This window comes from Cellulomonas fimi, assembly GCF_028527925.1.
GTDB classification, from domain to species: domain Bacteria; phylum Actinomycetota; class Actinomycetes; order Actinomycetales; family Cellulomonadaceae; genus Cellulomonas; species Cellulomonas fimi_C.
The window spans coordinates 174965-197147 of sequence record NZ_JAPESW010000002.1 but is presented as its reverse complement, the minus strand read 5'-3'; the positions used below and the strand labels follow the sequence as shown (position 1 = coordinate 197147).

Genomic DNA, 22183 nt, shown 5'->3' with positions numbered 1-22183 from the left:
GCGGCTGCGGTCAGGAGGAGGCGCGACCCGTCGCGATCCGTCGGAGCGCGATGCCGCTCGCGCCGAACAGCAGGGCGAGGAGCGCGAGGGAACCGGCGTCCGTGCCGGTCTCGGCGGCGCTGATGGGCAGCGCCACCTCGACCTGATCCTCACCGGTCCGGACGAGCGGACCTGACGTGATCGGGACGACCGGCTCGCCCACCTCGATGATCGGACGGGGCACCGTGTGCTCGGTCGGCTCAGGCTCGATGACCGGCGGCTCCGGCTCGGGCTCCGGCTCGACGGGCGGGTCCACCGGGTCCACCGGGGGCTCGACGGGGACACGCACGTAGAAGAACGTGACCTCGGTGCGAGTCCCGGCGAGGAGCTCGCCCACGAGGTTGCCCTCGACGCGGCTGAGCGCGTAGTCGTCGAACTCGAACGCCTGGTCCGTCAGGTCGTACGGCGCGGGCGCGTACTCACGCCAGACCGTGTCCGGTTCGATCAGGTCCAGTCCCGTCTCCTCGTCGACCCACCGAACGACGACCTCGGCGGACTGCGAGGGCTCCTCCCCGGTCGCGTGGTAGTAGAAGACGACGCGAACCGTGGACCCGGCCGGGCCGAACTCCGTCGAATCCCAGTCGTCGGCGAACGCGATGTACCCCTTGAAGGTGGGCGGGGTGGCGGTGATCGTCTCGCCGGGCTCGCCGGTCAGGGTCTGCGGCGGCGCGATCTCCTCTCCGGTCTCCGCGTCGCGGAACTCGACGACGGCGGCCGGGGCCGGGGCCGCGGCGGGCCGCACGTACTCCAGAGCGAACGAACTGGTGCCGAACCTACTGAGCGCGCCCTCGACCGGGCAGACGTTGGCGGGGTCGGCATCGTCCTGCGAACCATGTCCTCGCACACACCACGTGCCCTCCAGGTCAGGCCGGATCACCCACCCCTCGATCTCCGGAGGCTCGAACGTCCACCACGTTCCGTAAGTTACGTACTGCTCGATGACCCCGAGATCGTGGGACCCGCCAGCGTCGATGCCGAACAGGTACACGGTCACGTACCACGGCGGCAGCTCGACGAACACGTCGTACGCCTGGCCGTCGTCGATCACCGAGAGGCTCTCGGTGAGGGTGGCGTTGCCGTAGCTGCTGAGGGTGCCCCCCTCACTGTTCGCGCCCTTCCGGAACACGCCCATCCGGACGAGGTTCTCGTCCTCGTTCGAGGCGCGGGCAAGCTGACCGGCGATGTCGTACCAGGAATCCTCGCCCGCACGAACACCGGGGACGGTGAACGTGCGGCCGTCCTCGAAGTGGAACGACAGGTCGACGACGTCCGTCGCGTACACGAACTCGAACACCTGAGGAGCCGACGCGTCGGCGACGAACTCGATCGGCTCGGCGTCGGCGGGGTTGGCGAGGTGCCAGCCCTCGATATCCTCCGGCGCCGCCCAGGACGTCTCGCCGTCGAGCGGGTACGTCTGCCAAGACCGGATCAGAGCGCCGGTCGTGGACACGGCTCGGAACTCGACGACGACCTCCTCCGCGCTGAACGGCGCGGCAGTGGCCCCCACCGCTGCGGGCACGGGGGTCGAGTCGGTCTGGCCCGCCGTGACGGCGGACGCGGCGACCGGCTCAGGCTCAGGCGCGGGCTCGACCGGAGCGGGCACCGGCTCGGGAGCCACCTCCGGCTCGATGACCTCGGGCAGCGGCTCTGGTGCGGGCTCGGCGACTGCCTCCGTCGCCGGTGCGGCGGGCTCGACGTCCTCGGCGAACGCCGGGATGCCCCCGCCGACGATCAGCGCCGCGGCGACCGCCGCGCTGGTTGCGAGCCGCCGGATTGGGCGGCGCGTGATGGGCGTGTGCAAGGTGTGGGCTCCTCGGTCTCGATGTGTCAGACGTCGCCGCGGCGCGCCTGGCGGGCCATTCGGAGGTCGCGGTGGCACCGGGTGCGGTGGCGCGCGTGGGGCGCGTTGCGCGTCTTGGGCTGCTGTGCCGACGCTGCGGGGTGGTTGTGGCGGGCCATGAGGGACTCCTCGCGATCGGGGCCGCTCGGTGGTACGGCCCGGACGCCCGCAAGTGGGCCGGTGGCGGGGCGTACGGCACCGGGCGAGCGAACGGGCCGCCCCCTTGCGAGAGAGCGGCCCGTTGGCGAAGCGTCACCGGCGTCGCCGTGGCGCAGCGTCGAACTCCGCGGGCGCGTACCGATCGATGACGACGACCCCGTGCGTATCGGGAGCGCCGAGCGTCCGGACACGGACGACGAACTCCCGCTCGATCCGGTCCTCACCCAGCGTCACAGTGAACCGCGCGCACGGCTGCTGGTTCCTCTTCGCGACCTTCGCCGCCGCGCGCATGACCTGACCGGCGCGGCCCGAGAGCCCATCCGTCCACTGCTCGCGAGACATCGAATCCGGGGCCAGTTCGAGCACGGCCTCGGCCGTGAGCATGACGCGGCGCCGCGGCGAGATCGGCCAACCGCAGGCCCGGGCCTGCCTGGTGCGGTCGACGAGCGCACCGCTCAGCAGCTCGGCGGCAACCGTCGCTGGCTCGACGATCGCGGCGAAGAGCTCGTCGTCGTGCTCCGGGTCGTGATCGTGCTCAGGTGCGGCGGCCATCAGCGCACCTGCCGTGACGCGGCGTTGGCGTTGCTGAGCGCGACGGTCCACCAGCCGAGCCACGGCAGGCCCAGCGGCAGCATGACGAACATCGCCCACGAGAAGGCGATCGGGTCGGTGGCCCGGTGCCAGACGATCCAGAGCGCGCCCCAGACGATCGGGTAGGACAGGGCCGCGACCCAGAACCGCCTCCACATCGCCCGCGCTGTGGCACTGGCCGCGTCGTAGCGAGCGGCTGCGTCATCGAGCCGGAAGTCCTTCTCGACCGCGTGCACCGCGTTGTAGAGCTTGATCGACTCGGGGTCGACGAGGTTGTCGAACTCCCGGGGCATGTCGTCGTAGGGGTTGCGGCGGGACATCATCAATCCTCCTCGGAGTCGGTGGGGAACCGCAGTGTGAAGAACGCGGGAGCCCGGCCCTCGCGGAGCACGAGACGGTTGACAACGCGCAGACGCAGCGAGGCGGGCAAGACGGCGGTGTCCGGTCGCGCGCCTGGGAAGGCCGCGTACTCGTCGAGGATCAGCGGTTCGTTCGTGACGGTCTCGGGCATAGCGCTGGCTCCTAACTCGCGGGGGTGGGGGCGTCGCGCTCGGCGAGGGCGGCGTAGAGCGTCGAGCGGCCCACGTGGAGGTGGTCGCGAGCGATGACCGAGACGGGCACGCCCTCCACGTCTCGCAGGTGGACGGCGGCGGCGACCTGGGCGGCAGTCAGGGCCTTCTTGCGCCCGATGCTGCGTCCCTGAGCTTTCGCAACCGCCCGCGCGTGGGCGGTGCGCTCCATCGTGTAGGTGCGCTCCATCTGCGCGAACATCGCCACCATGAGGACGGCCATCTCGTTCATAGGCGAGTCGTCCGCGGTGTCGATGGGGATGGCGTCGGCGATCGTCCGGAGGTTGATGCCCCGCTCGCGAAGGTGAGCCACCGCGTTGAGCGTGTCGCGAACGGAGCGGCCGACACGGTCGAGCGTGTAGGCGACGATCGTGTCGCCCTCCCGCGCGTACGCCAGTGCGGCGTCCCAGCCGGGACGGCTCGCCTTCGCGCCGCTCATCTTGTCGCTGTAGGTGTACGCCTCGTCGATCCCGGCGGCCTTGAGGGCGTCGAGCTGTCGGGTCAGATCCTGGGCGGTGGTCGAGACGCGCGCGTAGCCGAGCAGGGCCATCTTGGTTCTCCGTAGCGGTAGAGGGAGTCGGGCGGTGAACCCTCATACCGGCAGTGGGCCGTGGTCCAACAATCGGCACCTGCCTGCGTTTTCGGATCGCGCGTTCTCGGACAGATTCCTGGACGACTTGCCCCGGCGTGTCGGGCCTCCGACGCTCACTCGTCGCACCGTCCACATTTGAACGAACTCGGACGGCGCGGCTTCTACGCGGAAGTCAGGTCACACTCGCTAGCCTCTGCGCGGAGGTGGGATCGTGACGAGCACCCGGCGGGAGGCCGCCCTGGCGTTGGCGGACGAGCTGATGACGGACCTCGAACTGTCCCGGGTACCGGCACCAGCGCTAGTCCGAAAGGTGAGCCGACTCGCGCGGCTGCTCGACGACGTCGAGGCGATGGAGTGGCTTTCGCACGAGCTATCCGGATTTCTTGCCGAGGACGGCACGCTCCAAGGGGCTGCGGCCGTCGCTGCCCGCCGTTCGAAGCGCGGTTTCTTCCACGCAGAATCCGGGACGACGCGGTACTACGCGAGCCCGATCGGGACGCTCCAGGCGAACGTAGACGCAGCGCGAGCGAGGATCGCGGCGGCGGGGGATGCGCCAGTGAGCGTCACATCAGCGAATCCGAACCAGTTCGTCGCGGCGCCGTCGGGGAACTCGCGCGAACGCGGCTCATCGATGGAGGTGATAGCGCGCGATCAAGCGTTGATTGAGACCATCCTCGGCGCTGTTCACGGCTACGTGGCTGAGAAGGAGGTCGAACTGCGCTTCGGCGCGGCTGTCGAAACGGCGTTCGAGTCCGTCCGCGCCGTCGTCGATTCGAAAATCGCCGAACTTGTGCCCGGCGCGGCCGTCAAGCTTTCCGCCGCGTTCGAGAACGCTGCATCGACGAACGCAGAGAACTGGGCTGCCGCCGCGTCCACGTGTCGACGGCTGGTCAAGGACTTGGCCGATGCGCTGAGGCCCGTCGGTCCGCCGGTCAACGGCCGCGCTATGGGGCCTGAGAACTACATCAACCGGCTCGTTGACTGGATCGTTGGCACAGGCGCAGCAGGGGGGACGGCGAAGGATGTCGTAGAGCGCGACTTGGAGTACCTCGGCATGCGCCTCGACGCGATCGTGGACGCCGGGAACAAGGGGGCGCACGCGGATGTGACGCGTTACGAGGCGTCGCGCTACATCACGGGGACTTACCTGCTGCTCGGCGACCTGCTCCAGATGATGCCAAGCGCAGAACAAGGGCACTACGGCTCTGCTATCGAAGACGAGACGCCGCCGGAGGGCGCTTTCGAGTAGCGCGAGTCGACCGCATTCAAGAGTCGGTCGAACACGCCGCAGACTCCTCAGGGGGTACGCCCGGCGGTCGCAGTCTGATCACATGCACGAGTCGCCGCGATGGGATGGCAGCGCGCGACGCGCTCACCGCCCTCCAGCTCATTCTTGACGCTGATCGATAGGTTGCCGTCCGTGGACAGTGCTGACGTGAGCGACATCGTCGACTCGATCCTTCCCGCACCGGTTGCCCCGGCCGCACCCGCCGAGGCACTACTTGCCCGTGCACGGTTGGACTTCCACGCCGCGCTGCTCTCGAAAGGCATCCTCTCGATCGACTCCAACGGGGTCGTAAGCAACGCGGACAAGAGTCAGCCAGCCAGTCGTGCGTACGCGGCGCACATCCTGAACGCCTTGAGCAGCGAGACGAAGGTCGCCGAGAAGATGGCGGGCCAGCGCGCTGGGAGCAACTTCGAGACGGAGGTCACGGCGTTCCTGGCTGCTGCCTTCCCGCTCCTGTCTCATCTGAGACCCGCGACGTGGACGATCCAGAAGGTCGGAGGGCGAGGCAAGTCGAGCTCCGTCTCCAAGTTCGAGCAGTACGCCCACCTCGTCGACCTGAGCGTCGCTGTAAGCGAGAACCCCTCGCTCCAGGCCGTGCTGGGCAACGCGTACTCGATCGCGCCGGACATCGTGATGCACCGTGCTCCACTGACTGACGCCGAGATCAACGGACCGCAGGTCATCGTGGATGAGACTGTCGCCCAGCTCGCGTCGCTGCGCGCGTCCGTCAGCGACCGGCCGCTCCTGCATGCCGTCATCTCGTGCAAGTGGACGATGCGCTCCGACCGCTCGCAGAACGCCCGTTCGGAAGCGCTCAACCTCATCCGCAACCGCAAGGGCCGCGTGCCCCACATCGCCGTGGTGACCGGCGAGCCGACTCCCACTCGCATCAGTTCGCTCGCGCTCGGGACCGGCGACCTGGACTGCGTCTACCACTTCGCGCTGCCCGAGTTGATCGCGGCGGTTGAGGCAGAGGCGAGCGGTGACGTCGTGGAGTTGCTTGCGATGATGGTCGAGGGCAAACGGCTCAAGGACATCGCGGACCTGCCTCTGGACCTGGCGATCTAGTGCCGGGCATCGACGGGAAGGTCGCGCTCGCTGAGGAGCTCGACCGGCTCAGTGCTCACTCCGACCTCGCGCGCAGAGCCCCGCGAGGGACCGGAATCGCGCGCTATCTGGCTGACGGAATCAACGCCGAGACAAGCAATGGCGTCCCCGACGGCGAGTTCTGGGACATGGCCGTGCACCTGATCCAGCGATTGAGCATCTGGTGGCCGGTCTCGGCCTACGCCGTCCTGCCTGTGTTGACGCCCTGGTGCATCCGGGATCGTTCCGCGCGCTGGCAGCACGGTCCCGAGTCGTGGGGCGCGCCGCGCGCTGACGGGTACCTCCGCGACGACAACTCGATCATCAAGAAGCTGCCCTTGCCGCTGTTGGTCGATGCGCCTGGGTCAAGTCCGTACCGGGGCCAGAAGCCGTGGCGAGGATTCACCGCGTGTCACATCTGGCGCGACCTGGAGGACGGCACGGTCGGCGGCGTCGACCAGTGGGTCTACAGCTTTATGCCTAACCTCGTGTGGCTGCCGTCGCCGCTCTCGCCGCTGACCGACCACCATCCCCGCGTACAGGCGCTGTTGCAGCGAACCAGCCAGCAGATGTTCCACGGCCGGGAGCTGATCCAGGCCCCTGTGAGCCGCTACAGCGACTACGTCTGGTCGAAGCTCGTTCCGCGCAGCGCCGAGCCCAGCAGCGGTCCCATGCTCGACCTCGGGGAACTGGCGTTCTTCGACGTCGATGCGGCGTTCGTGAAGCGACGGCTCATCTATGTCGACACGTTCGTCGACGGCGTCGACCGGGTGTTGGCCGGACAGTCGCTGCGCAAGAAGATCATCTGCTCCCGCTACACCGCGCAGATGCCGTTGCTGGAGCACGATGCCCTCGCCAAGTTCCGCACGGATCTGGACGACTACCGCGCTGCTGTCCGGGCAGGGCTCTAGGGACCGGCCGCGACGTTACCGCTGGCCGCGCTCGGCGTCGGCAGTCTCGAACGCCCTCACGATTGACGCACCGACGGCCTTCGCGACTGGCGGCGGGAAGGCGTTGCCGACCTGGCGGTACGCAGCCGTCTTCCGACCCTGGAACTGCCACGTGGCGGGGAAACCCTGGATCAGCGCAGTCATCTCGACTGTGAGCTTCGGACGTCCTTCGAAACCAGGCAGGGGCGCTTCGTTAGCGACACCGAGGCCGTCAACCCCGAGCCGTGCCCACGCCTCACGAGCGCGGGTCGGGCCCAAGTCAGGGCCACCATGCTTCTTGCTGCCGCCGACCAGCGCGGGGCCTTGGCCGGTAGCGCCCTTGACCCACGCGGCTGCGCCCTCCCAGCCGTTCGCAGCCATCAGCTTGCCGACCGCAGCACCGACCGTCTTGCGCCGCGCTGCTGGTTCCGGCCAGCGGTAGTGGATGGCGTCCTCGGAGCGCATCAGGACGAGGATCGCTCGCTGGCGAAGTTGGGGCACTCCGTAGTCAGCGGCATTGAGCAGCTCCCAGCCCACCGACTCGTACCCCAGTTCCTTGAACTCTCGGAGGATCTCGTCGCGGTAGCCGGAGAAGCGCTGGCTCATGAGGTTGCGAACGTTCTCGATCATGACCGCGCGAGGGCGCAGCTCGTCAGCTAGACGGAGCATCTCCGGGAAGAGGTCGCGCTCATCGTCGCGTCCGAGCTGCTTGCCCGCGACCGAGAAGGGCGGGCAAGGCACGCCGCCCGCGAGCAGATCCGTGCCGATCAGAGCGGCATCGGGTTCCCAGGCGCGGAGGTCGCCCTCAATGACGTTCCACTTCGGCCGGTTGTAGCGAAGCGTTGCGCAGGCGGCGTTGTCGATCTCGACGCAAGCGATGTGATCGAACCCGGCTTGCTCCAGCCCGAGGGCCTGTCCGCCAGCGCCAGCGCACACCTCGACGCTCGTGTACTTCAACTCGGGTTCCCCTGTCGGATCGTTCTGGAGGCAGGATGCACAAGCATGACACCACGCGGCGCCCACATGGAGCGGGAGGCTGCTCGGAGCGCCCGAGAAGTCCGACTTGAACTCGCTCGGCAACGAGCACACGAGCGCGGTATACATCCCGCACCGACCACGGCGGGGCGGTCACGGAACATGCGCGCGATCCGGCGCTCGAACACCAAGCCGGAGCTCGCAGTGCGCCGACTCCTGCACGCGGCCGGGTACCGCTACCGGGTCGATCTTCGACTCGACCTGCCCGGCGCCAGAGTTCGCCCGGACATCGTCTTCACCCGTCGCAAGGTCGCCGTCTTCATCGACTCGTGCTTCTTCCACTGCTGTCCGATCCACGGGCGCGTCCCAGCGGCAAACACGGGCTACTGGCAGCCCAAGCTAGGGCGGAACGTCGAGCGGGACCGGCTCGCTGACGAGGCCCTTCGCGCCGCTGGATGGACTGTCGTCCGGGCGTGGAGTCACGAGTTGCCCGACGACGTCGTCGAGCGCGTCGTGGCCGTGCTCGCTACGTAGTGTCGCGGAGCCGCTCCGCGCGCACCCGCTCGATTGCTGCCGTCCGCCCGGCCTGGCTGATGACGCCCTTGAACGGCGAGACCTGGCGCAGGTCGCACGCCTCCTCACCAGGGTCGAGGCAGACCCCGATGAGTTCGTCGAGGGTGCCGTCCAGCAGCGCCGCCCACCGGTCGAGATAGCGGGTGCCGGACTGGCCCCAGCCGTCGCGTTCGTACTGCTCGCGCATGACTTGGAGGTTCCGGCGTCCGGCCGCGCGCACAGCCGCCTCGTCCCGGCGCAGGTGCTCGACCACGATGCGGTGGTACTCGATCTTGATGCGCGCGGAGCGGTCCACGGGCGAGCCTCCTCTCGACCGGTTCGTGGGTCGCGACGGACGGAACGGCGTCATCCCGAGGGGCACCAGCAGTGAGCGCACAGAGTCGCTGCGTGGGTGCCGCGGCTCCGCCAGCAGCAGCGGTCAGATGACCATTGTCGGGGAGGCGCTGTCTCCTGTGCTGTCGTCCGCCTCGCCTTCTTCAGCTCCCGCACCCGCCGTCGCAGCAGCGAGCTCGGCGGGCACCTCGAAGAGGTTCCGCAGAAACAGCGTCGTGAAGCGCAGGGCGCGCTCGACCGTCTCCTGCGTAACGTGCTCGTCGCTCGCGTGTGCTCCCACGTTGCCCACCTGCCGGATCAGCGTGAGCGCCTCGCCGAACTGCCTAGTTACCAGACCCGCCTCGATGAGCGCTTCAATGCGCTTGACCAGGACTCGATCCGTGGCGCCGTGATGTGCGGCTGCGGCCTCCAGCGTCTTGCGCAGTTGCACGGCGGCAGCATCAGGTACCCCGGCGTCGAGGACTCGGCGCGCGTCGCCGTAGTACCGGGCGACGTCCTCGGGGAGGTGGGCGACGTCGAGGCCGTCCTGGTCCGGCGACGGCGTGATGCTGATGATCCGCCCAGGCGCCTGCGGATCGTTGTGCTCTATGAGCGTCACGCCGCCGCACCGGGGGCATGCGAGCGCTACGTAGAACCTGACCGGGGCGGCTCGCTGGCTTAGCGGCTTCGCTCTCAGTGGCTCCGGGGTCAGAACCCTCATGTGTGCGTCCCGGAGCCCGCAGTGGCCGCAGTCGCGGAAGGTCCATCGGTCATCCCAGGTCACGACGCGACGATAGTGGCTCGTCGCCCACTGGCTGGAGGAATTCTCTGCGCAGCCCGTCGTCCTCCCGGGTCGGGCTCGGTGCGTCAGACGGGGCTGTAGGGCGCCGTGCGCTGGATCGGCTCGCAGCGAGGCCGTGGCGTCGCCGTGCGCGGTGCGGGCTGGCTGCCGTCTTTGAGCAGTGGGACGAGCGCGGCGACGATCGCCGGATCGGCGGGCTCCGGGTTGAGCTCCTCGACGTTGGCCGCGAAGTCGTCACCGGTGATGGCGAGCGCGCGGGAGATGCGCAGCCGGGCGACACTGAGCGCGCCGGGGTGGCTCGGCCAGACAACGACGAGCGGCATGGCGATGAGCGAGTCGACTCCCCGCTGGTCGAGGTAGGCGACGAACTTGTCGACCGCCATGTCGAGCGTGCGCGGACGCCGGTGCGCCGTCGGCCGCAGACCGGCGAACTCGAACCGGCCGAGCGACCAGTAGCGGGCGGGCAGCCACGCCTTCGAGTCGATCAGGATGATGCGACCAGGCGCGCCTCCGGTGCCGCCCGTCACGACAACGTGGTCGACGTTCGCGCCGCGAGAGCCGGGCACCGTCACGTCGTGGAGTGCCGTCCAGCCGCCCTCGCGGAGCGCGAGCGGGTCGAGCACGGCAGCGGTGAGCCGCTCGCCCCGAGCACCGTTCTGGATGCGCCCGGCGTCGGTCGTCACGTCACCGATGGTGCCGCCCGGGGTGCCGAGCACCTGGCCGATGGGTTTCGTCATGAAGCGCCTCCTCAGTCGTCGAACAGGTCGTCGTCGTCGAAGTAGTCGCGCGCCGGTGCCTTGCCGCGAGCGGGACGCTTGCCGCTGGCAGGCTTCCCGCCACCCCAAGGCGGAGGTGAAGTGCGCGCGGGCGCCTCGTCGCTCTCGAACGGAGTCGACCCGGCGATGGGGCCGAACGGCCGACCGTCAGGCACCCCGAGTGCCCGGAGCGCGGCCTTGTAGCCGGGGGTGTCAGGGGTGCCGGAGCCGTCCGGGTTCGGGTCGAACGGCACACGGATCGCCACGGCCTTGCCGCCGTCGCCACCGACGATCGCGAGGCCGGGGCGGCCGTCGCGGGTGTACTGGTCGATGAGGTCCGCGGCCTGGTCGGCCTGCTGGCCCGCGAAGTTCATGATGAGCGTCTCGCGTGCCGGGCGGCTCTTGGCCGTCGCGCACTGGAGCCTGTTCGTCACGTTCATGCGCAGGATGCCGCCGACGATCCCGGCGTCGAAGCGCTGACCACCCAGGACGAGGTAGATGCCCGCGGCGCGGGAGAGCATCGCGATCGACTCAGTGCGGTTGAGCCCCAACAGCTTCCAGTCCTGCAACGCCTCTGCCTCGACCTTGAGGTGGTAGTGCGGGCTGTCCTCGGCGAAGTTGGGGATCTTGCCGATGGTCACGAAGTTCACGAATTCATCAAGGATTGCCAAGATGGGCCTGATGTTTTCCCGCTCGCGCACCCCGCGGGGCAGGGCGTACCAGGCGGCAACGCCGTTCGCGGTGTTGATGTTGATCCGGCGAGTCATCTCCTTGTGGAGCTTGACGATGAGCGCGCCCTCGGTCTCGTAGTCCTGCGCGAAGCCGCTCAGGAACTCGACCAGGTCGAGCCAGTCGTTCGCCTTCTTGTCGGCATCGGCGACGACGACGTCGAAGCCGCGCGCGAGACCCTGGCACGTGAGCGCCAGCATCGCCTGGCCCTTGCCCGCGCCGGTGTCGCCCGACGCCAGCGTGTGCGGCTGCGTCTTGACGTTGATCGCGAACACCCGGTCGGCCGCGTCGATCCCGACCGGCAGGTTGGGCCAGGCTTCCGGGTCGAGTCGATCGGGCAGCATCGCCAACAGGCTGACCGGGAACGGCAGCCGAAGCTTCGGCGGGGGCGAGTACGAGAACACGACCTTGCTGCGCCCCTCGCCGTCGGCGATCTCCTCCCACGTGAAGCCGCGCGAGCCCGGGATGGCTCCGGAGTGGACGAGCCGGTCCCAGGTGCGGGCGCGACGGTCAGCGTCGAGTTCGCGCGGGTAGCGTGCGACGACAACAGTCGCGAGGTGCGGGTCGTCCGCGTCGGCGTCGTACGTCCACGTCGTGTAGAGACCGACCCGGTGGCGGGGCCACCGCTCACCATCGGCGAGGGCGTTGCGCAGGTCACGCTCGACGTTCGGCAGCTCGGCGCCGTACGCGATGTGCGCCTTCGGGTCGAAGCCCACGAGGTCGAGCCCGAGGTCTGCCAGTACGTCCTCGATCTGCTCCGCGTCCCGCTCCGTCAGGGCAGGGTTGACCTTGACCTGCTTGACGAAGCCGGGTCGGCGCGGCGCGGGCGTGCCGTCGGTGACACGCGCGACGTCGCCCGTCGCCTGCTTCTCGATCGCCTCGACGTTCAGCGGAAGGCCCTGCTTCGCGAGCTTGCGCACGAGGTCGGCCCGCGCCTGCCACCCGTCGACGTAGCCGACGGGCAGCGGGACGCGGACCACGCGCTCGGTTGACTGCTCAGTCATCGTCAGGCCAGCGCCTCGAAGTCGTCGTCGAGCAGCGCGACGGTCTCGATCTCCTGGTCGTCCGGCACGCCGTCGTGGTCCTCGTCAAGCGTGACGGTCTCGATGTCCGGCAGGCCGTCGCCGTCGGCGTCGACGAGCACTGAACCGGCGAGCACACCGCCGGAGGCGGCAGCCGCCGCGCGGGCCGCACGCGTCTCGTCCGAGACGTGGCGCATGACGATGCCGTGGACGGGGTCGAAGGTGACCGTCTCGAACTCGCGCATGTAGGTCGCGACGCGCTTCTCCCACTCCTCGGCGCCGCCGTCGGCGATCCGCACCGGGATGAACGCGAGACTGATCGTGCCGTCGCCGTTGTCGTGGAGACCGTTGAGCACCTTGTCGAAGCCTGCCGCGGTCGCGTCGTCGAAGCCGAACGCCCGCGGCAGGCCGTGGCTCACGATGAGCCTTCGCAGGTTGACGCGGAAGACGTGGGCGGCGACGACGGCCTTGAACTGGGGGCGCATCCACCACACGACGACGAGCGCGGAAGCCCCCGCGATGACCCCGGCGATCGTCGGGTTGATCGGGGCGATGCCGTTGAGGACCGTCACGACGACCGGCGCGCTCACGGCGAGCACCGCGGCGATCGTGCGCGTCGCCGCCGCCCGAGCTGCCGCTGGGATCTGTGCCTCGCTCGACACCTTCGGCAGCGCGCGCAGGCGGTGCCAGGCGTTGGCCGCGAAACTCCCGACGGCGACCGGCACGTTCTTGGCCGAGGTGATCCGGCGGGCGGCGAGGTACGCGCACGTGATGGTGCCCACCGGACCGAGGAGCGGCTGGAGGACGCCGACGATGCCGTCGCTGCCGACGAACGAGAAGCCGACCGAGCCGCTCGCGGTCGCCAGGAGCACCGGCAGGAGAACGGCACAGGCGAGCAGGAGCCAGCCGCCGAAGGCGGCGAACGCTCGACCGAACGCCGGGACCGACGCGCCGGTCTCCGCGCGCTGGGCGACGCGGCTAGGGGAGTCGGTGCGAAGGACTGCGATGAGGCCGACGGCGCCAAGGATGAAGAGCGGGTTGAGGATCGCGAGCACGACGGCGGCGATGACGACGACCCACCAGGGGACGGCACGGTTGCGGGTGTTCATGGCGGGGACTCCTAAGCAGGGAAGGCGGCCGAGAGGCGCCGGGTAGCGGATGCGGTGAGCGCGCGGTGGGCGGCGACGGTGCCGACGCCGACGGCTCCGAGGCCGATGGCCCAGACGAGGGGCGCGGGGATGCCGCGGGACTCGTGCGACGCCGAGCTGGAGTGGCTCGGCTCGTCGTCGGAGGCGTCCGGTGGCAGCGTCTGCTCCGGTTCGGGGGTCGGCTCGGGCGCGGGCTCCGGCGTCGGGGTGGACTCGGCGGCGGGAGCGGTCGTGACGACGACGTCGGCCACGTAGACGTAGAGCGGCTCGTCGCTCGTGGCAACCGACCAGGCCGAGCCGCCGACGATCTCGAACGGCTTCGGCAGAACGAGGAACGGCTCCGGGCCAGCGTCGAGCCGCGGCAGTCCGTCGTCGCCACGGAACGTGACGCCGACGGCGTCCGCGGCCTTGACCCAGATCGGCTCGGCGGCGGAGGGCTGTGAGCCCGCCTCGACGACGTCGTCGGCACGCACGAACAGGCTGCTGCCGTGCTCGGCGGTGCCGGGCAGTCGGTAGAACGCGCCGTGCAGGTGGACCTCGGCCGGGACGACAACGTCCAGCGGCGCGGACAGCTCCTCGATGAAGAACATGACGTCGAACCGGTCAGGACGGAAGACGTCGACCGTCGGGCCGCCGTTGCTGGCGACGACGCGCATGGTCCGCTCGCCGTCGGCGGCACGAGCTGGCCCGCCGCACATCGCGAAGATGGCGAGAGTCAGAGCGCCCGCCGTGAGAAGCGCCAGGCCCTGCATGGCACGGGAGAAGAGACGGATCACTGCTGCGACCTCCGTAGCGGTAGAGGTAGGAGCCGCTTGGTGGACGGCCCGCGAGCTAGGCGCAGGTGCGCTCTCGCTCGCACCGCAGGAGTGGGTGCGGGGCCGGGGAAGCGCATCGGTGGCCGCTGGTGGGAGTCGGAGCGTCACCCCTCGGTGTGACGTCGGTGTGGCAGCGTTTATGCAGGTCAGGGAATGCTTGTCACCCGTCACACCTGTCACACCTCAGGCGGATCTCTCGTGCGGGAGATCAACTGACCGGGTAGGTCGTTACGCCTCTATCGGCACGATCGAGCCGGTCAGTCGATGTGTCTGAGTAGAGACATCCATCCGCGGTGTGACGGGTGTGACGTGTGACAAGTCGCCCCTGACCTGGGCGAATGGCGTCACACCAGTGGCACACCGGCGTGTGACGTCGAGCTGCTGAGACGCGAAAGACCCCCGGTACGTCGCAGCGGACGCCGGGGGCTTTCTGGAACGGCTTGTGACTAGAAGTCGTCAGTCGACGGCACGTCTGGGTCGTCGTCAGGTGCAGCGATGCACCAGACGGACTCAGGAACGCAGAGAGCACGGACTCGGCCCGCAGCGGGCATTCGGACGACGCGGGTGGGCTTCCCATCGCTGTCGGGGATGGCAACTTCTCGCAGAGTCGCGATCACGGTGTCGTGGTCCGTGTGGAGGAGCTCCGCGACCGTGTCGGGCAGCAGTGCGACGCACGGGACACCAGCCACCTTCGTAGTACCTCCCACACAGACACCTTCGCCGACCCCGACGTAAGCCTTGCCGGAAGCGATCCGCTCGCGGACGCGGCCGAGCATCTGCTCCGGACCCGTGGCGTCATCGCCCATCTCGACCGTTGCGTGCCGCGTGATGGCCCTCATGCAGCCGTCAGCAACAGCGAACCGCAGGGCCTTCAGCTCCCGAACCAGGTCGTCGTCCGCGAGCATTCCGGTTGCGTCCTCGATCGACTTGAGGAGCCAGTGCAGGCCCACGATCGGTGGCGCTGTCACTTCGGCCTGCCGCGGAGTCAGGGCGAGGGGCATGCTGCCGTCGTTCGGCTCAGCGGCCCACATGGTCACGTCCGCCTCGTACTCGGTGCGCTGACGGTGTGCCTCCGCGCCCACACCTGCGATGTCTCCGCCGTGGTCCCGCTCCGCCATTCGTGCGAGGTGGCGAACGTACCGTGCACCGATCCGGTTGAAGAGTCCGCTCTTCGCGGCGTCCCGCCACTCGTCGGCCTGCCCCTTGACCATCCACAATGCGGTTGCCGTGATCCAGAACGACAGGATGCGGTCGACGGTGCTGCCGACGACGGAGGCTGGAGGCAAGACCTCGGCGGTGATGATGGAGTACGGCCAGGACTTGTCGGTGGGAGCCACGCTGAACCCGTCGGCGCTCAGTTCGTCGCGAACCATCCGGCTCCGCGCAGCTCCGGGGCCGTCGTACGACGTCCGGATGATCTGCTCCAGCGCCTCGGCCTGCTGCACCTGCTGCGCGATGTGCTCGCGCTTGCGCGCGTCATCGACGGTGAGCGGGGCGTTGTGGCATCCGTTGCGGGCACCACCGACCGCGTTGCCGGTGCTGTTGAACGACACCATCGGTGTGCCGAACAGCGCGACTCCCACGAGAGTCCCGAGGCACTCGGTCAGGGTCGTCTTGCCGTTTCCCCTGGGACCGGTGATGGCGAGGACCGCGTGCGGTTCGGCACCCGTGAGCGAGTACGCCTCGGCTCCGAGGACTGCGAGGGCCGAGGAAGCGTCCCTAAGCATCGCCAGGAGTCGGATGAACTCGCGGGCGTCCGCCAGCGCCTGCTCGGGCGTGTCGTCGGCGAGGCTCGGGAAGCTGATCTTTCCAGCCGGTCCGGACGAGTTTGTGCGCACGTCCGTGATCCCTCCATCAGCGCCCAACGCGCCATCGGCGTGCGAGTAGACCGGGCGGTTGTCGTGCTTGGTCCACCCGCTCCGAGCAAGGTGGCGCAGGTTGTGTGCCGCCCCCTGGACCCGGATTGCGGTGCCGATGATGTCGGTGGAGCGGCGGTCAGGCTGGATGCCCGCATGGGTTCCAGCGCCGTCGGGAATCCGGCGCAGCCACACGCGAGGGTTCTCGATGTCTGCGTCGGCGACCCGCGTGATCAGCGCCTCCACTCGACCGGGCTCACCTTCCTTGCCAATCGCGACCGCGAGGGTGTGGAAGATGATCTGGTCGCGCCCCGGGTTGAGATCGTCGACGACACAGATGGTCTCGACGATCCGCGCAGCGAAGCCCGCCACCAGCGACCCGGGGGTCACGACGCCGTCCTCAGAGACCGTTCCCGGGGCCCGGATCGTGCCCTCCTCCCAGTTGGATGTCGGCCACTGACGCCCAGCAACCTTGTACTTGGCTGCCGGAGCCTTGCCGAGGCTCTCGACGGCGTCCCGGATCAGCCCGAGCATCGCGAGAGCGCGGTCCTTGCGCTCGGCGAGGTACTCGTCGAGCCCGATCTTGCCTCCAGCGGGCAGGCGCACGTAGCGGACCTTCCCTGCACCAATCGTGCGCAGGTGCGAGCCGAGCCTGGTCGCGGCGTCGTGGACGCTGCGGTTGGTCGCGTGGTCGGCGTCGAAGCAGACGATCGCTTCCGGACCGGTACCCGCGGCCTTCTTCGCAGCGACCAGCGCCCGGCGTGCCTTGTCGGCGGCAGCGATCGCCTTGAAAGTGCCCTTCTCGGCAGCCGTGGCCTCAGCAGCCTCAACGGCAGCCTCCGCGGCCTCCACGACGACCTCGTCGTCGGCGGCCTTGGCCTCCCGGACGATTTCGATGAACTCGTCGAGCACTGGGAGCGGGTTGCCTTCCTTGCTCCAGCTCGTGCAGCCCTGGACCCCGACGATGAGGGTGTCATCCGGAGCATTCGCGACTGCGGCGAGGTACTGCTTAGTACCTTCGACGATCACGAGGCTCCGCGCACGGCCACTCTCGATCAGCGCGAGCATCCGCGGATGCACTGAGACGATCGACCCGACGCCGCCCTCCTGGATGTACTTCTGGTCCGGGTCGACCCGGACCTCCTTGTCAGGGTTGTACTGGTAGATGACGTCGCCGTTGAGGGTGTGGTGCGCGTACACGATCCCGGAAATACGGGTCTGGTCGGCGACGTACCGCAGTGTCGGAGGAAGGTGCTCACGATCGGTCGCCGTGTACGTCCCCGCTTCGAGCGCGAGGGCGACTGGTACGGCGTTCTCCTCCAGGTACGCGCGGTGCTGGTCAGACAGTCCGCTGACCGGCGGCGTCCAGTTCTCACGCTCGGCAGCCGTCTCCGCGCGCTTCTGCGCGACCCACGCGTCGCGCGCCGCCTTCTTCTCAGCCTCGATCTCTCGCGCGGGCCTGCCGGTGAACCGCTCGGCAGCCTCGATGACCGCGGCCACCTGGTGGTCGGTCGCGACGTCGTCGGGTGCCCCTTGGCGAACGGGCTCGTCCGCCGTGAGCGGCTCGTCGTCGTTCCGCTCGGCCGAGTACGGGTCGATCTCGTCGAAGTACAACGACGCAGGCTCGTTGTTCTGCACGGCGTGCAGGGCGGGCCGTGCCCTCCCGTGTCCAATCCCGGCGGACTCGTCGTAACCGGCAGGCACGTCCAGCGGGTGCTCGAAGTCTCCGCAGTCAGCCTCCGCCGCTGTTCCGCCGCACTCGGGGCAGTGCTCGACGGCGGTGGTCCGGACGACGTCGGCGTCGTCTGCGTTCATGCGCGGCTTGCGCGCCTCGTTGGCGGTCATCTCAGGCCACCGCCTTCACGACGCGCCACTCACCGGCGGCGAGCTTGGCGTCGAGCATGTCGAGCGCACGAGTGCGGATCTGCTGAGCGTGCTTCCGGCTCGTCGCGCCGCGGTGGCCCTCGTCCTCGATCATGTCGACCAGCTCGACGCCGTCGACGAACCGGTCGCGGATCGTACGACCCTTCGGAGCGTGCCCCGCCGGGTAGCGACGCGTCTCGCGTGCGCTCGGAGGCGTTCCGGCCTCCGCGAGGGCATGCTCGAACTGGAACAGGCTCGGGGGCGTGAGCGTCCGGCAGGTACGGCGCAGGTGACGGCAGTACGCGCCGTGGAGTTCGTACAGGGTCGGCGCTGCCGCGCCCTGGTCCTCCGCGGTGTACGTGAGGTTCCGCTCGTGCCACGCGTCGAAGTCGTGGCGATCGAGGCCGCCGTTCTGTCGGGCGGGTGCAGTACGCTTGTGCATGTCAGGGACCCTCCGAGTTCCTGTCCACCGCCCCGGGCCGCGCCAACGGCTGCGGGGCTTTCTCTTGGTCCCCGCGGTCTGCGAGGCTGAAATCTACTGTGCGAGCCGCTCATGACATGGCGACCAGTGCGGCGCGAGTGCGCGTAGGCCGTAAGTCCCAGGCCGGCGATGGTGCCGACCAAGGGTTGTGCTGCGTCGGATTCCGACCACTACGGGTTGTGTTCCGAGCACATGCACGATCCGTGGCTCGATGACGAAGTCGTCCTTCGCCTAGCGGCGGATGGGCCGGTACCGCCGCGGCGCCACCGCACTCTCGACGGTCCGGCCGACCGGCAGACGCCAGAGGTCCGGGTGCGGCTCGACCCCGTCGCGCAGCCAGTGCGGGGTGCCAAGGAGCCACGGAGCGTTGCGCAGCACGGCGGTCGCGTCGTGGCGCTCGTACGGCTCGAACGGGACGTCGAAGATGTCGAGGAGCCCGACCCGCTGCCAGCGGTCGCCGTCATCACCGGTGGGTCGCTCGACGGTCAGGTCGAGGAACCCCCGCGACACCGTGCCCTCCGCCGGGAACCACGTCCGCCAGTCGACCAGCCCCATGCGCTCGGGAATCCAGTCCTGCGCCGAGCCCGGGTAGAGCCTGATCGCCTCGCTGATCTCCTGCCGAGTGCTGGCCATCGGGGCGCTGTGCGAACCAGCCGGGGGAGCGATGACGAACACGACCATGAGGCCGGACAGGTCCCACGGCGTCTCGGCGAGGATCTTGGCCCAGCGGGTCACCTTCTTGGCGAAGTTGGCCCCGGTGCTCGCGGTCATCTCGATGGCGATGCGCATGCCGTCGGCGCGCACGATGCAGGCGTCGGCCGCCTTGCCCAGACCGTCCTGAACACCAGGTCCCACGCTCGATGCGGTGAGCAGCCCGACCGACGAGTGGATCTCCCCGAGCACGGTGCCGACCTCGCAGAACTCGGCGACCCTCAGCGCGAGCTCGGACACGAGCAGATCGTGCCGGTCGTAGGTGCCGCCGGACTTCCAACCGACCCCACCGGTGACCTGCACGAGCTCGGGGAGCGTCAGGTTCGGCGCGACCTTCTTCGCGAACGCGTCGGTGCGAGACGGCTTGACCATCCGGACGGACGCGTCGACCGGCCCGAGGGCGATCGGGTCAACCATGCCGCCGGAGTCGATAAGGCCAGCCGCGAAGAGGCTGCGCAGGGCTGCGCCGTCCGGCTTCGCGAGAGCCGGGCTGCCGGTCACGCACGCGAGCTGCTGCACGGTGAGGTTGCGCCACTCGTTGACGGCCGCCAGGAACGAGAGCCAGCTCCCGCGCGGCGGCTGACCCCGCCTGGGGTTCAAGAGGTGGTCGAGCGCCTCGGCCGCGTCATCGAGCATCCACTTCGGTGGTCGGCGCAGGCCGGAGCGCGCCCGCGTCCGTGCGCCGTCGTGGTCCGTCCACGCCGAGCGGAGGCCCTGGTTCCAGAGCCCACCCCAGTACGGGTCGAGACGCTCACGCGCCCCGAAGTGACCGTCAGGGACGGCGGAGGGCAGGCCGGTGATCGGGATGATCTCGGAGGCGCTCACGGTCGCACCGTTCCCTCGGTCGGCATCGGCGTGAACGGGTAACCCGCCCACGGGACCACGTCGACCTCTCCGCCGCGCGCAACGGCAGCGCGACCCTCGTCGAGGAGGTCGCAGAACGCGACCAACCGCCGCCCCGAGACCCGCGGGTCGATCAGCCACCGGATGCTGAGCCGCCGCGGCGGCTCGGTGATCTCGCAGAACGCGTGCAGACGGCGGATCAGTTCATCGGTGCGCGCCTCGCCCCAACCGGGCTGCGCGAGCAGCAACTGCCGGAGGCTGATCCGACGCAACGGCTCGCCCTCCGGCGTCATCGCGTCCCGCGCGACGTCGATGGGGTCGATCAAGCCGTCAGCGATGGTGAACAGCGCCTCGCCCCGCATCTCGCGAGCCGCCCGGAGGGCCGACGTCGCGACGGCCGGGTGGGTCGGATTAGCGACGGTCGTGGTCATCGCAGGCCCCAGGTGTGCTGTGTGTCGGCAGTTGCGACGAGGCCGGTCACCTTGTGGAACGCACGGTGGCGATCTGCGTCCTCGGCGTCGAGCAGCGCCTGTGCGAGCGGCGCGGCGTCGGCGAGCAGCACCGCCGTCGCGTCGGCGTCGAACCCGTCTGGCAGCGGCCAGGTGGGCCCATCGGAGTCAAGCCGGTCGTCCAGGTACTCGCTCGTGTCCGGGTCGTACACCCGGACGATGACGCCGAGGACACCCGTGGCGGAGTCGAGCGCCAGGAAGCGGTCAGCCCTCCGCTGGGGGGCGCGGTACGTGTGGTCGATCTGGACGGTAGTCATGGCGGTCAGCTCCTTGCACAGGTGGCTGCGATGTTGGACAGGCGCTTGTTGGCCTCGTGGCGCATGGACTGCGCTGCGGCCGTCTTGCCGTCGTCGACGAGTTGAGTGGCTTGGACGCGAAGGCTCGCGACGCTGCACAGCCGCCGAACGACACGCTCGGCTTGGTCGGCGGTCAGGGGCGGGCAGGCGATCGACCAGCCGGGCGCCTGGTCCGACTTCTTGCGTGCCGTGACGGCGACGACGCGGTGCTCGGGGTCGGCGACGAGGTATTGCCGCTGACCGGGACCAGCGAGCCGCTCCTGTGCGACGGGGGTGATGCTGACGGTCGGCATGTCAGAGCTCCCCACGCTCGGCGTAGGCGATGAGCCGATGCACGGCCGCCCACGCGGCCCGGTGCTTGTCGACGGCCTCGGGGACCAGACCGTGCGCGACGATCGCAGCCGCGGTTCGCTTGAGCGGCAGGACGTACGGCGTGATCAGCGGCAGGAGCTTCTGTGCCTGCTCCAGCGTGAGCGGCTTGCACCAGACGTTGCCGAAGCCCGTCGGGCCCGGCAGTGCGGTCTGCGGCCGCCGGACGCGCTCGACGGCGACGTACGGACGGTGGACCGAGTCCCGGCTGTAGTGGCCGCGGAACCCGACACGTACGACCTGCCGGTACTTGCCGCACGGCGTCGCAAGGGAGTCCGGCGTGACCGGCATGGTCTCGACACCGTCATCCGAGATGTCGAGCCAGAGCCCGTGCTCGGGGCCGTACCTCGCGACGACAGCCTCGTTGATGAGTGTGAGCGTCATCGGACCGAACCCCCAGCCCATGCGCGAACGGTCGACTCCGTCGTGTCGAGCGAGCGAGAGATCATCGCGAGGGTCGCGCCCAGCGCGACTGCCGTGCCGATGAGCTCAGCGCGACGAGCCTTGAGCCGGTCGAGCCGACGAGCGAGACGGCGAAGCAGGGCGAGGCTGTCTTCGAGCGGCTCGATCACGTCGTTGTACGGCCCCCACTCGACATCCTTGAGCCAGCGCCCGACTGTGCGGGCGCTGATGCCGCTGGCCCGCTCGATCGCTCGTGCACTGCCGCCGGTCCTGTGAGCGTCCATAGCGACGGCGCGCATGTGTCCGCGGACCTCGTCGATCTGGGCAGCGACGTGGCGCGCCTTGACGAGGGTCGCCCTGACGCGCCTCGCAGTGATGAGCGTTGCGGTCGGTGTGGTCGTCACTGGCATGAGGGCCTCCCTGGGCCTCGGAGGACTGACTCTCTGTTGGTCGGTCCCTATGCCAGTACCTATGCGGCGAGCCGTGCGGCGTTCCCTGCGGCGAGCCGTGCGGCACAAGCGGTCGGTCCCGAGTGCGCAACGCGCTGACGCTGACCGCGGCGAGCGAGCCGCTGACCTGCGCTTTTGCAGCCTGCGGGGTCCGTTGGAGAGCGACCCCGTGCCTGCATG

Annotated in this window: 24 protein-coding genes; 4 read left to right on the top strand and 20 right to left on the bottom strand. The window is 69.4% G+C overall.

The window, feature by feature from the left end; genetic code table 11:
• Window positions 1-10: 10 nt before the first annotated feature.
• The 5 genes from OMK64_RS01835 to OMK64_RS01815 form a co-directional block, all read right to left on the bottom strand.
• Window positions 11-1840 (bottom strand): MucBP domain-containing protein, encoded by a 1830-nt coding sequence (locus tag OMK64_RS01835; RefSeq protein WP_272726252.1) that lies wholly within the window; start codon window positions 1838-1840, stop codon window positions 11-13.
• Window positions 1841-2131: 291 nt separating this feature from the next.
• Entirely contained in the window at window positions 2132-2590 is a 459-nt protein-coding gene (locus OMK64_RS01830; protein WP_272726251.1) for a hypothetical protein, read from the bottom strand.
• Window positions 2590-2952: a hypothetical protein gene (locus OMK64_RS01825; protein ID WP_272726250.1), complete on the bottom strand. Its 363-nt coding sequence runs from the start codon at window positions 2950-2952 to the stop codon at window positions 2590-2592. The genes OMK64_RS01830 and OMK64_RS01825 overlap by 1 nt, the downstream gene beginning before the upstream one ends.
• Window positions 2952-3140, bottom strand: a complete 189-nt coding sequence (locus tag OMK64_RS01820) for a hypothetical protein (RefSeq protein ID WP_272726249.1) — start codon at window positions 3138-3140, stop codon at window positions 2952-2954. The genes OMK64_RS01825 and OMK64_RS01820 overlap by 1 nt, the downstream gene beginning before the upstream one ends.
• A gap of 11 nt (window positions 3141-3151) precedes the next feature.
• The gene (locus OMK64_RS01815; RefSeq protein WP_272726248.1) at window positions 3152-3748 is read right to left on the bottom strand and encodes a recombinase family protein; all 597 of its coding nucleotides are present in this window, start codon (window positions 3746-3748) and stop codon (window positions 3152-3154) included.
• 253 nt (window positions 3749-4001) lie between these two features.
• On the opposite strand from OMK64_RS01815, the gene OMK64_RS01810 reads away from it, so the two are divergent.
• The 3 genes from OMK64_RS01810 (at window position 4002) to OMK64_RS01800 (ending at window position 7075) form a co-directional block, all read left to right on the top strand.
• Entirely contained in the window at window positions 4002-5039 is a 1038-nt protein-coding gene (locus OMK64_RS01810; RefSeq protein WP_272726247.1) for an AbiTii domain-containing protein, read from the top strand.
• 186 nt (window positions 5040-5225) lie between these two features.
• On the top strand, window positions 5226-6146 hold the full coding sequence (locus OMK64_RS01805; protein ID WP_272726246.1) for an NgoMIV family type II restriction endonuclease: 921 nt from the start codon (window positions 5226-5228) through the stop codon (window positions 6144-6146).
• A complete protein-coding gene (locus OMK64_RS01800; protein ID WP_272726245.1) occupies window positions 6146-7075 on the top strand; it encodes a hypothetical protein in 930 nt (309 codons plus the stop codon). Before OMK64_RS01805 ends, OMK64_RS01800 begins: the two co-directional genes overlap by 1 nt.
• 15 nt (window positions 7076-7090) lie before the next feature.
• On the opposite strand, the gene OMK64_RS01795 is transcribed toward OMK64_RS01800, so the two are convergent.
• Entirely contained in the window at window positions 7091-8050 is a 960-nt protein-coding gene (locus tag OMK64_RS01795) for a DNA cytosine methyltransferase (protein WP_272726244.1), read from the bottom strand.
• A 141-nt stretch (window positions 8051-8191) separates the two neighbouring features.
• Between OMK64_RS01795 and OMK64_RS01790 the strand changes: the two genes are divergently transcribed.
• Complete coding sequence (locus OMK64_RS01790; protein ID WP_272726292.1) at window positions 8192-8602, top strand: very short patch repair endonuclease; 411 nt, start codon at window positions 8192-8194, stop codon at window positions 8600-8602.
• Here the strand turns inward: OMK64_RS01790 and OMK64_RS01785 are convergent.
• The 14 genes from OMK64_RS01785 to OMK64_RS01720 all read right to left on the bottom strand — a co-directional run bounded on the left by OMK64_RS01785 (window position 8595) and on the right by OMK64_RS01720 (window position 21964).
• Window positions 8595-8936 (bottom strand): hypothetical protein, encoded by a 342-nt coding sequence (locus OMK64_RS01785; RefSeq protein WP_272726243.1) that lies wholly within the window; start codon window positions 8934-8936, stop codon window positions 8595-8597. The two genes, OMK64_RS01790 and OMK64_RS01785, sit on opposite strands and share 8 nt — an antisense overlap.
• A 123-nt stretch (window positions 8937-9059) precedes the next feature.
• Entirely contained in the window at window positions 9060-9737 is a 678-nt protein-coding gene (locus tag OMK64_RS01780) for a DUF4145 domain-containing protein (protein ID WP_272726242.1), read from the bottom strand.
• A gap of 83 nt (window positions 9738-9820) precedes the next feature.
• Window positions 9821-10492, bottom strand: a complete 672-nt coding sequence (locus tag OMK64_RS01775; RefSeq protein WP_272726241.1) for a nuclease-related domain-containing protein — start codon at window positions 10490-10492, stop codon at window positions 9821-9823.
• An 11-nt stretch (window positions 10493-10503) separates the two neighbouring features.
• On the bottom strand, window positions 10504-12159 hold the full coding sequence (locus tag OMK64_RS01770) for a type IV secretory system conjugative DNA transfer family protein (protein WP_272726240.1): 1656 nt from the start codon (window positions 12157-12159) through the stop codon (window positions 10504-10506).
• An 86-nt stretch (window positions 12160-12245) separates the two neighbouring features.
• Complete coding sequence (locus tag OMK64_RS01765) at window positions 12246-13370, bottom strand: hypothetical protein (RefSeq protein WP_272726239.1); 1125 nt, start codon at window positions 13368-13370, stop codon at window positions 12246-12248.
• Between the two features lie 11 nt (window positions 13371-13381).
• Window positions 13382-14185 (bottom strand): hypothetical protein, encoded by an 804-nt coding sequence (locus OMK64_RS01760; protein ID WP_272726238.1) that lies wholly within the window; start codon window positions 14183-14185, stop codon window positions 13382-13384.
• Window positions 14186-14670: 485 nt separating this feature from the next.
• On the bottom strand, window positions 14671-17925 hold the full coding sequence (locus OMK64_RS01755; protein ID WP_272726237.1) for a DUF3854 domain-containing protein: 3255 nt from the start codon (window positions 17923-17925) through the stop codon (window positions 14671-14673).
• Window position 17926: 1 nt separating this feature from the next.
• A complete protein-coding gene (locus OMK64_RS01750; protein WP_272726236.1) occupies window positions 17927-18385 on the bottom strand; it encodes a hypothetical protein in 459 nt (152 codons plus the stop codon).
• Window positions 18386-18655: 270 nt separating this feature from the next.
• Entirely contained in the window at window positions 18656-19960 is a 1305-nt protein-coding gene (locus tag OMK64_RS01745; protein ID WP_272726235.1) for a hypothetical protein, read from the bottom strand.
• Complete coding sequence (locus tag OMK64_RS01740) at window positions 19957-20409, bottom strand: hypothetical protein (protein ID WP_272726234.1); 453 nt, start codon at window positions 20407-20409, stop codon at window positions 19957-19959. The genes OMK64_RS01745 and OMK64_RS01740 overlap by 4 nt, the downstream gene beginning before the upstream one ends.
• Window positions 20406-20744, bottom strand: a complete 339-nt coding sequence (locus OMK64_RS01735) for a hypothetical protein (RefSeq protein WP_272726233.1) — start codon at window positions 20742-20744, stop codon at window positions 20406-20408. The genes OMK64_RS01740 and OMK64_RS01735 overlap by 4 nt, the downstream gene beginning before the upstream one ends.
• A gap of 5 nt (window positions 20745-20749) precedes the next feature.
• Window positions 20750-21076: a hypothetical protein gene (locus tag OMK64_RS01730; protein WP_272726232.1), complete on the bottom strand. Its 327-nt coding sequence runs from the start codon at window positions 21074-21076 to the stop codon at window positions 20750-20752.
• Between the two features lies 1 nt (window position 21077).
• Entirely contained in the window at window positions 21078-21536 is a 459-nt protein-coding gene (locus OMK64_RS01725; protein WP_272726231.1) for a hypothetical protein, read from the bottom strand.
• A complete protein-coding gene (locus OMK64_RS01720; protein WP_272726230.1) occupies window positions 21533-21964 on the bottom strand; it encodes a hypothetical protein in 432 nt (143 codons plus the stop codon). Before OMK64_RS01720 ends, OMK64_RS01725 begins: the two co-directional genes overlap by 4 nt.
• Window positions 21965-22183 lie beyond the last annotated feature (219 nt).